This is a genomic window from Lactobacillus sp. ESL0263, assembly GCF_003692845.1.
Classification (GTDB): Bacteria; Bacillota; Bacilli; order Lactobacillales; family Lactobacillaceae; genus Lactobacillus; species Lactobacillus apis.
Genome location: NZ_REHL01000004.1, coordinates 581,678 through 594,432, shown reverse-complemented (window position 1 = coordinate 594,432; position 12,755 = coordinate 581,678). Strand labels below are relative to the sequence as shown.

Below are 12,755 nucleotides of genomic sequence, written 5' to 3'. Positions count from 1 at the left end.
TTTTCTTCTCTTTTCTATAAATTTTTTAAACAATTCGACAATTTTGAAAAAAATCATACATAAATGACGAAATGCTTTGTGTCGCTTGATATTTCGCAACTTTTTATATTTTAGCACAGTTCCTGTGTCCTTCAATAGAAAAACGCAAATATTGTCGTTAGTTTATTTGTTTAAGAACACGATTGGTCATTTGTTGGTAGTTTAAATACAGTGCTTTGAATCTTGAGTGTTTTTCCTTTTGCCATGGTTTGGGTTTGCCGCAAAAATGTAAAATACTGGTGTTTTCCATTACCCATTCGGTGTTGTATTCGCCTGTACTTCGAGTGAGATACACAGAATAGGCTCTTGCATCATAGTTCCAGCGGGTTTCAGGTATCTTCAAAATGTCCTCACCGTAAAGGTAGTTTAGAATATCTTGATCAGGCAAGATTAAGGAATCATGATGCTCTTCGATTGCCTTTGTAATATCTTCAATGTTTACCTTTTGTCTCATCTGATCCAAATCCATTAGCATGATGCCGGAATTAAAATAGCCGGTTGTTGTCCCAAGTCGGATATTATTAATCGAGCTCATAATATCTGTTAGACCTTCATGGACAGAAGCAGCGAACATTTTATTTTGAAGATCTAGATCCCATAGAGGCTTAATTGAGTTGATAACCAAGATGTCAGGATCTAGATAAATAACCCTGTGTAGATTATCTGGTAAAACTTGTCCCGAAAGAAGACGGAAATACATTTCTTTAGGATAATCATGTAAGTTAAGTAATGAATCTGGGAAAATAATATTTTGGTTCATTGCTACAGTTTCGAGCTTAACATTAATTTGTTCACAAAACTTTTCAAGTCCAGCTAGGGCAGAGTCATCGATGTTATCGTGAATCAGCCAAACGCGGAAATCTTGGTCTAAATTGTTAAGTCTGACGGAATACATCATTACCTCAAGGGGCTTAAGATAGTTTTGGTCAATTGTGACCAAAATTTCAATTGGACTGGATTTTCGCTGTTTCATATAAAATCTTCCTTAATAAAAATTGTAAATGAAGTTACCTTCCTAGTATAAAGCAAAATAATAAGAGATACATTCATAGTATAAAAATTTTAATTATTCTAAATACAAGAATTAATTCAATTAATGTAGTAAAATTATTTCTAATAAGATTATTTTATCAATGAGGTGTAAATATGAACAAAAAAACGCTATTTAGTTTAGTTGGTGCAGCTTCAATTGCCGTTAGTTTAAGTGCAACTGCTCCAGTTTTGGCAGCAGAAACTACTAATCCAAACCCAACATCAACTACCACAAATAATACTGCAGATCAAAAGGGTACTACCACAAATACTCCTTCAACAGGTCAAACAAGCACAACTGATACTTCAAAGACTCCTACTACAGGTCAAACTGGAACTACCGATACTTCAAAAACTCCTGCTAGTGGAACAACTGATACCTCAAAGACGCCTGCTACTGGTACTACTAATCCATCAACTTCAAAGCCAATTAACTCAGCTGACTTAAACAAGGCTATGAGCCTAAATGGTAAGTATGCCAAGTTGACTAGAAATTCTTATGTATACGATGCTAAAGGTAAGCGTGTTAAGAATGCTAAATTAAAGAAGGGCACACTTATTGGTGTATCTGGTGTTACGACATCAGATGGTAAAGTCTTAATCGGCTATAACAATAAAAAGGGTAAGTACATCAAGGTTAATAATGTTGTGCTCTTTAAGGCTGTTCAGTATAAAGTAAAGAAGAATGCTTTCGTTTATAACAGTAAAGGAAAGCGCAATACTCGTGTTTACGTGCCAAAGGGTAAAACAATAACAGTCTTTAAGACCAAGAAAATTAAAGGTGTTAAATATGTTGCGTTTTCAGATTCACAATACATTAAATGGTCAGTTTTAGATCACAAGAGCGGCAAAGTTATTTCAGGCTAATTTTTCGCTCTTGAAAAGGGTACCTATTAGATAGGTACCCTTTTTTTATTCTGATTTTGTATAGAATATGCATGTGAATTCCAAGTACATACTTTCACAATACAAAATTTTGTTTACAAAGTAACGGCAATGCAATACTATATATTTGTGAAGTATATCATTCTATAAATTTTATTTATAGAAATAAAAAAAGTGGGAGAAGAAAAATGAATAATAGTTTGTCTATGCAGTTAATAGGTGAATTTCTAGGAACTGCAATGCTTGTTTTGCTTGGTGACGGTGTTTGTGCTGGAACCAATTTAAACAAGTCTAAGTCAAAAGGGGCAGGTTGGATTGTAATTTCCTTTGGCTGGGGATTTGCTGTAGCGTTCAGCGTCTATAGTGCTCGCTGGTTATGTCCAGGACATTATAACCCTGCAGTTACCCTTTCAATGGCAATCGCCCATAAGTTGCCTTGGTCTTCAGTTTTACCTTATTTCTTGGTACAAGTACTGGGTGCATTTGTTGGAGCTATTTTAGTATGGTTAACTTATTATCCACACTGGAAAGAAACAGATGATCAAGAAGCAATTTTAGGTTCTTTTGCTACAGTTCCAGCAATTCGAAGCTATGCATGGAACTTTTTCACTGAAGCAATTGCTACTTTCGTTTTAGTATACGGATTGCTGGCATTGACTAATGGTAACTTAGCTGCTGGTTTGAATCCGTTACTAGCTGGTTTCTTAATTACATCAGTTTGTTTATCACTTGGTGGACCTACTGGTGTTGCTTTAAACCCAGCACGTGATTTTGGTCCTAGATTGGCTCATCAATTAATGCCAATCGCTAACAAGGGACAATCAGACTGGGCTTACAGTTGGGTTCCAATTGTAGCACCATTAGTTGGTGGGGCACTTGCTGCTTCATTATTTAATGTGTTAGCTTAACAATTAAAAAAAGCACATGACTTCTTAACTAGGTCATGTGCTTTTTTGTTTGCTCTTTAAAAACTAAGGTTTAAAGTGTCGCAATATGTCAATTCCTTTTTTCTGATATTTGTTTGGTACGAAGCTCTTGCGCATTGCAATTTGCATATAGGCATATAATTTTTGTCCTGGCTTCAGTCTGATAACGTGTACACCTGTTTGGTCCTTAAGACTACTTTCCATTGCAAGAGCAATACCAACATCTCTTTTGACTAAATCAATCATCGTTTGCATTGTTTGCGCAGTGTAAATGACATTAGGATTAAAATTACCTAATTTGCCAACTTCTTCCAGACATTCTCTAGTTAAATAACCACGACCACGAGCAACAAACTTGCGATTACGTAAATCAGATGCGCTGATTTGGTGAACATCCTTCCAAGGATCGGCTTCACTGGTAATAATAACTAACTCAGTTCGATTTAAATTATGGACAAAGTACTCAGGATCGTTGATTGGCACCATCCAAGAATAAATTGCCACGTCAACATCCCCGTTAGTCAAATCAGAGAAAGCATCAGCTGAGCGTTCAATATTGGTATCAATCAAGTCGGTTAAACCTGCTTGATAAAATTTCATGATAATATCGGCAATATAAGAATTACCAGCTTCACCAGAAAAAGCTAAGCGAATTTTCTTGTCGCTAGCATGCTTAACATCATAATTGATACTGGAAATATCTTGTAATAAAATTTTGGCTTTTTCATAAAGAAGCTCACCAGCATCAGTTAAAGTGATTTTACTCTTTCTATTTTTTTGCAAAATAAGCGGGTCATCAAATTTATCAGACAGTCGCTTGATTGCCATTGAGATAGTTGGTTGGGTTACATCAAAGAGGGCAGCAGTAGCTGTATAATTACCCGTTTCTACTAATTTACAAAAGTATAGAAGATCTTTTTCGTTCATATTTATCTCCTACTATTAATCAATAACTTTTATAATCCCATCTTTTTTGATTATATTAAACTTAAGAAGAAATTGCAATTATTCCTTATCGGGCGCTTACTTTAATTGATTTATTTGCTCAAAATCATCTTAAAAATAAATTGGACTTGGTTTTTTATTAAGAATATATTTCCAAGTAAAGAATTTATTAGAAAGAGCAGGTAAGTACATGATTTATGACTCGGCTATTAAGTGGGATGCCATTTATGATGTAATCGTTATCGGTTTTGGAGGAGCAGGTGCGGGTGCGGCTAGATTTGCTGCAGATAATAATGCACATGTTTTACTGATCGACTCAGCTCCTGAAGGCCACGAAGGTGGCAATACACGCTACGCTGGTGGTGCCTTTGCTTGGAGTGATAATTTTAACGATCTTCGTGAGTATTATAAAGAGACATATTACCCATTTAAGTATGATCCAAAAGATTTAGACACATTTGTAAATAATGTTTTACAAATGAAAGAGTATTCGGAAAAATACTTTGGGATTGAAGCACAATATACCGGAAGAAGACCAAAGGGAGAATATCCAGAATATCAGCATGCAGATACTATGCGTTCACAAAGCATGACAACTGGCATGTATAATGGCGGATTTTGGAAACTGTTACGGGAAAAAGTATATGATCGCTTAGACAAGATTGATATTTGGTTTGAAAGTCCGGCAGAGCACTTAATTCAAGATTCTGAAACTAAGACGATTGTAGGTGTGCAAATTAAGCGTCAAGGAATTAATAGAAATATTGCTGCCAAAAATGGTGTAGTTCTATCGTGTGGTGGCTTTGAAAACAATCAGGACATGATTCAGAATTTTTTGGGACAAGGTTCTTTAGCTCCAATTGGCACTTTATATAACAGAGGAAAAGGAATTGATTTAGCTGTTGAAGTTGGGGCACGACTTTGGCATATGTCTAATTACGATTCACATGGATTTTCACTAAATGAGGGGCTACCACGAGAAAAGTTCGCCTACATGATCAATTGGAAAAGTCTATTTAACGGTAGTATTTTCGTAGCTGGTGATGATGGTACCAGGTATTACCGCGAGGACGAAGAAGATCGTCATGGTTATAAATATAACCACGGTAACTGGATTATGTTACCGAACCAAAATCACCCACATATTGTTATGGACCAAATGCAGTTCAATCAACTGGCAAATGATAAATCTGCAAATGCTGATCAGATTAAGGAACTCATAGCTCATGCTATTAAAGCAAAGTCAATTGAAGAGTTAGCTGCAAAAATCAAAGCGCCAAAACTAAAAGAAGCAGTCGAAGATTTTAACTTTTTAGTCAGCGAACCAAAGCGCGACATGTTTCTAAACCGAAATATTCAAACAATGCGTGCTTTTAGTGCTGGACCATATTATGCAATTCCTATTCGTCATAACATTTTACACACACATGGCGGTGCACGCCGCAATGAGAAATGTGAAGTATTGGACTTAGAAAATAATGTTATTCCGCATTTGTATGAAGCCGGTGAATTGGGTGACATTTTTGCTACTAAATATATTGGTGCTAATAGTATTGCTGATTTACTTATATCAGGCAAAATTGCAGGTGAAAATGCAGCTTGGCCTAAGAGACAATCTCTAACTTTTACTGTCTCAACAAGTGCATCCGAAAAGCCTGATTTAGAATCAGATGCTCATATTTCAACAAATGATTATGCAATAAAAGAAAACCAAGGTATTGGTATTAGTACTAACGGTATCAATGATTTACCAATTGTGGTTCGAGTTACTATGGCAAAGGGCAGAATAGCTCAAATTGAAACCCTTCAAGAGCATGAGACACCTTCTTTGGGTGGAAAAGCAATTCCTCTACTTATAAAAGAAATGATGCAGAATCAGACTACAGATGTTGATGTAATAAGTGGAGCAAGTACAACAAGTGCGGCATTTAAAGAGGCGGTAGACAAAGCTATTGCCAATGCTAAGGAAAATAAAGAAGAATAAAAAATGAAAAGTAATGAAGAAATTAAGTGGAACGGAATTTATGATGTTATTGTCTTAGGTTTTGGTGGTGCCGGTGGAACAGCAGCTCGTTTTGCAGCTGATCAAGGAGCGAGTGTTTTACTAGTTGATGCTGCACCATATGGACATGAAGGAGGAAATACTCGTTATTCTGCTCAACATGTGGCAATGGCACACGATCGGCAGAAGATTGGCGACTACTACGACCAGTTAGCAAAACCTTTTAAAGTTGATAAAGAAACAATGCAAGTATACCTTGATGGCTTCACTAAAATGCCTGAATATTTCGAAAAGTATTTAGGAATTAAACCCTTTATTTGGTCACAAGATTATCAGCTAGGAGATCATTTAGCTAAGAAAAACAAACTTTGTGAGTATCCTGAATTTTCTGGTGCGGAAACATTTGATTTTGCTTTAGTTCATAATCGCGACTTTGACGCTGGGTTATGGCAGGAAATTCGGAAAAAAGTTATAGACCGTTCAGAGCAAATTGACGTTTGGCTAAATTCTAGAGCTATGGAACTTATCCAAAATCCCAACGATAAGGAAATTACTGGTGTCATCATTAGTCGCAATCATAAAGACTATTACATTCATGCTAAACAGGCAGTTATTCTTGCTACTGGAGGTTTCGAAAACAATACACAAATGCAGCAAGATTATCTACATGTCAAAAAATTAACTCCATTAGGAACGCTATACAATAATGGTGATGGTATTAAAATGGCTGCTGATGTAGGGGCAAAGATGTGGCACATGAGTAATTATGAGTCTCTTGGTATTGTTCCTAGCTATGTCATTGCCGAAGGCGAGAATGAACGTGGACGTCAAATTAGTGGTTGGCAAAATGTTAAGTCTGGTTCTATTTTTGCGGTCGCTAATGATGGCAGTCGTTTTATGAGGGAAGATGCAAAATATCGTCATGGACATATATATGAACATGGCGAGTACTTATTGCCCCATGCTTTTGATAATGCGTGGCTTGTTTTTGACCAGAAGCAATATGATAAATTCATGGAAGAAAAAGAAACTGGCAAGCTAAAGTATCAAACTTTCTTTGAAAAAGTAATTCAAGCTGAGTCTGTCGATAAATTAGCGTCCGAGATCGAAGTACCTTCAGATAACCTGGAAAAAACCATTGAGAAATTCAATCAATTTGCTAAAGAAGGCATAGACTTGGAATTTAATCGTGCGCCAGAAAGTATGGAATGCTTTGATTTAACAGGAAAAATTTATGCAATTAAGCTGGCTCCAGCTGTTTTGAATACTCAAGGTGGTCCAGAGCATAATCAAAAAGCTCAGGTTCTTGGGATTGATGGTCAACCTATCAAACGGCTTTATTCTGCTGGTGAACTAGGTGGCATTTGTGCCAATAGCTATCAAGGAGGTGGCAACCTTGCTGAGTGCTTGATTTTTGGCCAAATAGCTGGAGAAAACGCTGCAAGAATGACGAAGAACAAAGAAAAGATAACCATAGAAAATGCTGTACCACGAATTAATGACTTAATAGATGGAAATAAGGAAGATCAAATTAGTCTAAAGGAGAATCAGTATATAGGTTCTTCAGAGGCAGGTATTGGCGGTCGTGTTTTAGTTCGCGTCACATATGAAAACCAAACAATTAAAAATGTTGAAGTCCTAGAAAATCACGAAACTGAAGGAATAGGCGCAGTTGCAATTAAGCGTGTTCCACAAGAAATGGTAGAGCAAAACTCAGTCGAAGTTGACGCCGTTTCTGGAGCTTCAACTACTACTCAGGCCTTAAAGAATGCCGTTAAGGCTGCAATTAGTAAAGCAAAATAAAATTGTTAAGGAGAAAAAATATGTTAGATAAGTTTGAATGGAAAAAGTGGATTTTACCACTTGTAATAGGGATAGGTCTGTGGCTTCTTACACCCTTAAAGCCTGCTGCTATCAGTGTACAAGCATGGCACCTCTTTGCTATTTTTATTGGAACAATTGTCGCCTGTGTGACTAAGCCATTACCAATGATGGCAACAACAATCATTGCAATTGTTATTGCTACCTTAACTGGTATTTTTAAAATGGAAGAAGTCACAGCAGGTTTTGGAAATTCTACTGCCTGGATGGTTGCAATGTGTATGTTTATGGCAGCTGGATTTATTAAGTCGGGTTTAGGTAAACGAATTGCTTACTTTTTCGTCAAAACCTTTGGTAAGAAAACACTAGGCTTGGCATATGCCTTATCCTTGGTGGAAACCGTTTTAGCTATAGGTATACCAAGTAACAACGCTCGGGTTAATGGAATTATGTACCCAATTATTGACAATCTTTCTAAGGAAATGGGATCTGATCCTAAAAAAGGTACACAGCGTGATATGGGTTCATATTTAGTATTTAACGAGTACGAAGTAAATATTGTAACCTCGACAATGTTTTTTAACTGGCTTAGCAGGAAACATGGTTGCTTTAGGAATTGCTAAAACGCAAAATGTTTCGATTTCATGGATGCAATGGTTTTTAGCAGCAATTGTACCCGGGTTAATTTCATTGCTTGTTGTTCCATTTATTTTGTACAAAATTTATCCTCCTAAGATTAAAGAAACTCCTAATGCACACAATTGGGCAGACACTAAGTTAAAAGAACTTGGGAAAATGACCACAGCAGAAAAAATAATGGGTATAGTCTTCATCCTTTCTGTTGCATTATGGTTAGTTGGTCCAGAGTTTGGAATTGATGCAACATTGGTAAGTTTTATTGCAGTTGCGCTCTTGCTAATTTCTGGAGTAATTAATGTTAAAGACATTCTAGGCCAAAGCTTTGCTTGGAATATTCTCACATGGTTGTCAATTATCATGTTAATGTCACAAAAGCTAATGACTCTTGGTTTCTTCCCATGGTTCTCAAAAACATTGGGCAGTGCCTTACACGGAATGAACTGGATTGTAGTTTTAGTAATTCTATTTTTAGCCTACTTTTATCTACACTATTTGTTCCCAAGTGTTTCTACACAAATTTCTGCACTATACGCTGGCTTTTTGTCGATTGCAATCGGAGCCGGTGTTCCACCTGTTATGGCTGCATTAATGCTTGCTTTAGATGGCTCACTTTACCTATCGACTTCAAGTTATTCAGCTGGTCCCGCAGCACTTCTTTCTTCAACTGGTTATGTATCAAATAAAGATTGGTGGAAGTTGAGTGCGATCATTGGTGTAATATTAAACGTCATTTGGCTTGGTGGCGGTTTGATTTGGACTAAAGTAATTGGAATGTGGTAATTAAAAAGATTCTAAGCTTCTGGTATAAGATGCTTAGAATCTTTTTACTTTGGTTTTGTATTCTGTAAGTGCTTGTCACAATTTTAGGCCTAGTATAAGATTAACGATAAGAAATGGTAAAGGAAGGAAAATTATGACTTGGGCAGCAATATCAACCTGGAGAATGTCATTTGATGGCTTAAGTGAAGCTAGTATACTTTTAGATAAAGGAATTAATGCTGGTGATGCAGTTGAAAAATTAATTAATGTTGTAGAAAACAATGAACACTACAAATCTGTTGGTTTTGGCGGCTTGCCGAATGAAGAGGGCATAGTGCAAATGGATGCTGGCTTTATGGATGGCGATACATTTGCGCAAGGATCAGTTGCTTCAATAGAAAATGTTAAAAATGCCGTTTCAGTGGCGCGGAAATTAAGTGAAAATAAAACTAATAGTTTCTTAGTCGGTGATGGCGCAACGAAGTTTGCTGCCAAAAATGGTTTTGAAATGACTAATATGCTAACAGAAAAAGCCAAAAAAGAATGGCAAGAGCGTCTAAATGTTAATCAACAGGAGCAACTCCGTGCCTATGATGGCCACGATACAGTTGGTGCGGTAACGCTTGATCAGCAAGGCTCGATGGCAGCCGCAACATCTACATCTGGTTTATTTATGAAAAAAGATGGGCGTATTGGAGACTCACCTTTATCTGGATCAGGTTTTTATGCTGATAGCCAAGTTGGTGCTGCTGCTGCAACTGGACTAGGTGAGGATATTATGAAGGGATGCTTGTCCTACGAGATTGTTCGTAAAATGGCCGAGGGACAGTCACCTCAAAATGCATGTGATCAGGCACTGTTTTCTTTTGCTAAAACTTTAAAGGATCGTTATGGAAGTTGTGATGCTATTTCGTTGATTGCCTTAAACTCTAAAGGAGAATGGGGAGTTGCAACAAATGTTGAGTTTGCTTTTTGTGTTTCTAATAATGAGCATGAGGCAAAAATCATGATTGCTCAACCGACGGCAAAAGATAGGACTAAAATTTTCCCAATGACAAAAAAATGGTTGGCAGATTACCAAAAAAGAACAGAGTCAACAATTGACTAAGCTATAAGGAAAAAGATAGAGAATGTTAAAAGAAGCTTGCGTTGAAAATTTTACTAATGTACCTAAAGTGATTGCTGCAGGAGCCAACCGAATTGAACTTAATAATGATTTGGCTGTTGGTGGTACGACACCCTCATTTGGAGTAACTAAAAAAGTCGTGGAATATGCGCATAACTTGAATGTCCCAGTGGTGGTAATGATTAGACCTAGAGCAGGCAATTTCGTTTATACAAAAGATGAAATAACCATTATGCTTTCAGATATTGAAATGGCTTCACTGGCAGGAGCAGACGGTGTTACTTTTGGGTGTATTGATATGAATGGTGACCTGGATCAAGAAAATATGAATAAATTGATTCAACTGGCTCATATCCTAGATTTGGAAGTTGTAATGCATATGGCTTTTGACGAGATAGCTGAGAATCAGCAACAAAATGCTATTGATTGGTTAAGCTCTAAAAAAGTTAAACGCATTTTGACGCACGGGGGCAGTTTAGAGCAAACTATTTCCGATAATTACCCTCACTTAAAAGAAATTATTAATTGGGCTAAAAATAAAATTGAAATTCTTCCTGGCGGTGGAATAACTGCTCAAAACATAGCTAAAGTAGCTAGAGAGCTCGATGTTGATCAAATGCACGGGACGAAAATCGTGAGCTAAACAAAAAAATTATTGACAAAAAATAAGACAATAATTAAAATATAATTAATATAAAAAGCAATGAAAAGAAGAGTAAGATTATTTAAAGCGTATTAGAGAGTTCTGTTTGCTGAAAATGAACCGTGAGAGTAGTCTGAAAGTAACTTTGAGCTATATGGTGAATTTTAGTAGCTAATATTGGTGACACCCATTATCGTGTTAGCGTATCGCAGTTATGCCGTACGTGAAGTGACCTAACGACATTTTGTTCGTTGGTAAAATAGGTGGTACCGTGCTAAAGCACCCTTGATGAAAATCAGGGTGCTTTTTTTATTGGTTTTTACAAAGTTCAAAGCTAAAGTACATGCTAGAAAGTGAGAGAAATGAAAAGTATTTTTTAAAGTAGGCATCTATTGAAGACATACAGAAATATGAAAAGGTAGGAGAGTAAAATGGAAGAATTTAAAGACGATATTAATAAAAAGCCATTAAGTTGGAAGGAATACTTAGTAGTCGCCTCTTTATTGTTTGGTTTGTTTTTTGGAGCTGGAAATTTAATTTTTCCAATCCATTTAGGCCAATTATCTGGAGCAAATTGGGGGATGGCAACTTTTGGCTTTTTAGTGACAGCAGTTTTGTTGCCCTTACTGGCTGTCTTAGCGATTAGTGCTAGTCATGCTAAAGGTGTTTATGATATTGGAAAGCCCTTAGGACCTAAATTTGCATTGATTTTTATGGTTTTAATTCATTTGACGCTAGGACCATTATTTGCAACACCACGTACTGCAAGCATTTCATTTTCGGTCGGGTTAGCACCAGTGCTGCCACAAAAATATGCGAAAATTAGTTTATTAATTTTTTCGGCTATTTTCTTTATTTTAGCTTTTATCATTGCATATAAGCAATCAACCATTTTAAGCAGTATTGGAAAAGTTTTAAACCCACTGTTTCTAGTCTTATTATTCTCGGTATTTTTACTTGCAGCTCATTCGCCAATGGGCGCAGCTAAAAATCAAAGTGCTACGGCAGCTTATCAAACAATGCCATTTTTTAACGGTTTCCTGCAAGGATACAACACAATGGATGCTTTAGCTGGTCTTGCTTTTGGTTATACGATTGTGTCTGCCGTTAATCAATTAGGTAAGACATCTGCTAAGAGTAATGCTAAGGTAACCGCGAGAGCGGGTGTGATTGCTACAAGTGCGATCGGGGTTATCTATATCGGCTTAATTTGGTTAGGTGCAACTACATTAAATCACTTTAAAATTGCACCCGAGGGTGGAACAACGTTTAATCAAATCGTTACTTATTATTTAGGGGATGTTGGCCATGCACTTCTTGCAACTCTAGTTACACTCACATGTTTGACTACTGCTGTTGGTTTAATTGCAGCATTTGCGCAAGACTTTCACCGTAGTTTCAAAAAGATTAGCTATCACGCATGGCTTGCTATCATGACATTTGTTTCCTTTATAACGGCTAACTTTGGCTTAGATACGATTATTGCTTGGTCCACACCAATGTTGATGTTTTTATATCCGATTGCAATGGTTTTAATTATTTTGTCAATTTCAGGTACTCTTTTTGATCATGATCCAGTTGTTTATTATTGGGGAGTTGGGTTAACACTAATTCCAGCTGTTTTTGATATGCTTGCGTCATTTCCTCCAGCAATTAGTCAACAGGGCTGGGCATTAGCACTAAAATCGATTCAATATCGTTTCTTACCATTTTCAGACATTGGTATGGATTGGGTTATTCCAACTGTTCTTGGGCTGGCTATTGGTTTTGCTGTTCACTTTTATCACAAAGCTAAATTGCAAGATGCATAACAATTCATATAGTTCAACTTTTAGAGCCTCTTCTTTGACATCACTGCTTGATAAAAGTAGATTTAACTTAAAGAGTTAATTAAATTGATGTAAAAAGAAGTGGGGCTGATTATTTTGAACGATATGA

Annotated in this window: 9 protein-coding genes, 1 pseudogene and 1 other annotated feature; of the genes and pseudogenes, 8 read left to right on the top strand and 2 right to left on the bottom strand. The window is 36.6% G+C overall.

Annotated elements, in window-relative coordinates:
• Positions 1–157 precede the first annotated feature (157 nt).
• Positions 158–1,012, bottom strand: coding sequence for a glycosyltransferase family 8 protein (locus tag F5ESL0263_RS04825; RefSeq protein WP_122035277.1), 855 nt, complete (start codon positions 1,010–1,012; stop codon positions 158–160).
• 173 nt (positions 1,013–1,185) lie between these two features.
• On the opposite strand from F5ESL0263_RS04825, the gene F5ESL0263_RS04820 reads away from it, so the two are divergent.
• Both F5ESL0263_RS04820 and F5ESL0263_RS04815 read left to right on the top strand, forming a co-directional pair.
• Positions 1,186–1,938 (top strand): SLAP domain-containing protein, encoded by a 753-nt coding sequence (locus F5ESL0263_RS04820; RefSeq protein ID WP_122035275.1) that lies wholly within the window; start codon positions 1,186–1,188, stop codon positions 1,936–1,938.
• A gap of 206 nt (positions 1,939–2,144) precedes the next feature.
• Positions 2,145–2,864: an MIP/aquaporin family protein gene (locus F5ESL0263_RS04815; protein WP_122035273.1), complete on the top strand. Its 720-nt coding sequence runs from the start codon at positions 2,145–2,147 to the stop codon at positions 2,862–2,864.
• A 63-nt stretch (positions 2,865–2,927) separates the two neighbouring features.
• Here the strand turns inward: F5ESL0263_RS04815 and F5ESL0263_RS04810 are convergent, their stop codons facing one another.
• Positions 2,928–3,809, bottom strand: coding sequence for a LysR family transcriptional regulator (locus F5ESL0263_RS04810; RefSeq protein ID WP_122035271.1), 882 nt, complete (start codon positions 3,807–3,809; stop codon positions 2,928–2,930).
• 208 nt (positions 3,810–4,017) lie between these two features.
• Between F5ESL0263_RS04810 and F5ESL0263_RS04805 the strand changes: the two genes are divergently transcribed.
• From F5ESL0263_RS04805 to brnQ, 6 genes and pseudogenes are all read left to right on the top strand, one after another.
• A complete protein-coding gene (locus tag F5ESL0263_RS04805; RefSeq protein ID WP_122035270.1) occupies positions 4,018–5,811 on the top strand; it encodes an FAD-binding protein in 1,794 nt (597 codons plus the stop codon).
• 3 nt (positions 5,812–5,814) lie between these two features.
• On the top strand, positions 5,815–7,632 hold the full coding sequence (locus F5ESL0263_RS04800; RefSeq protein WP_122035268.1) for an FAD-binding protein: 1,818 nt from the start codon (positions 5,815–5,817) through the stop codon (positions 7,630–7,632).
• A gap of 20 nt (positions 7,633–7,652) precedes the next feature.
• Positions 7,653–9,069, top strand: a pseudogene (locus F5ESL0263_RS04795) (DASS family sodium-coupled anion symporter).
• A 133-nt stretch (positions 9,070–9,202) separates the two neighbouring features.
• Positions 9,203–10,156, top strand: coding sequence for a N(4)-(beta-N-acetylglucosaminyl)-L-asparaginase (locus tag F5ESL0263_RS04790; protein WP_122035267.1), 954 nt, complete (start codon positions 9,203–9,205; stop codon positions 10,154–10,156).
• A 22-nt stretch (positions 10,157–10,178) separates the two neighbouring features.
• Entirely contained in the window at positions 10,179–10,817 is a 639-nt protein-coding gene (locus tag F5ESL0263_RS04785; RefSeq protein ID WP_122035265.1) for a copper homeostasis protein CutC, read from the top strand.
• Positions 10,818–10,868: 51 nt separating this feature from the next.
• Positions 10,869–11,107, top strand: a binding site (T-box leader).
• 141 nt (positions 11,108–11,248) lie between these two features.
• Positions 11,249–12,628, top strand: a complete 1,380-nt coding sequence (gene brnQ / locus F5ESL0263_RS04780) for a branched-chain amino acid transport system II carrier protein (protein ID WP_122035263.1) — start codon at positions 11,249–11,251, stop codon at positions 12,626–12,628.
• Positions 12,629–12,755 lie beyond the last annotated feature (127 nt).

Bases quoted from the DNA above. Each gene is read 5' to 3' on its own strand.
- F5ESL0263_RS04825 (WP_122035277.1), bottom strand. From the start codon at position 1,012: ATGAAACAGCGAAAATCCAGTCCAATTGAAATTTTGGTCACAATTGAC.
- F5ESL0263_RS04820 (WP_122035275.1), top strand. From the start codon at position 1,186: ATGAACAAAAAAACGCTATTTAGTTTAGTTGGTGCAGCTTCAATTGCC.
- F5ESL0263_RS04815 (WP_122035273.1), top strand. From the start codon at position 2,145: ATGAATAATAGTTTGTCTATGCAGTTAATAGGTGAATTTCTAGGAACT.
- F5ESL0263_RS04810 (WP_122035271.1), bottom strand. From the start codon at position 3,809: ATGAACGAAAAAGATCTTCTATACTTTTGTAAATTAGTAGAAACGGGT.
- F5ESL0263_RS04805 (WP_122035270.1), top strand. From the start codon at position 4,018: ATGATTTATGACTCGGCTATTAAGTGGGATGCCATTTATGATGTAATC.
- F5ESL0263_RS04800 (WP_122035268.1), top strand. From the start codon at position 5,815: ATGAAAAGTAATGAAGAAATTAAGTGGAACGGAATTTATGATGTTATT.
- F5ESL0263_RS04790 (WP_122035267.1), top strand. From the start codon at position 9,203: ATGACTTGGGCAGCAATATCAACCTGGAGAATGTCATTTGATGGCTTA.
- F5ESL0263_RS04785 (WP_122035265.1), top strand. From the start codon at position 10,179: ATGTTAAAAGAAGCTTGCGTTGAAAATTTTACTAATGTACCTAAAGTG.
- brnQ (WP_122035263.1), top strand. From the start codon at position 11,249: ATGGAAGAATTTAAAGACGATATTAATAAAAAGCCATTAAGTTGGAAG.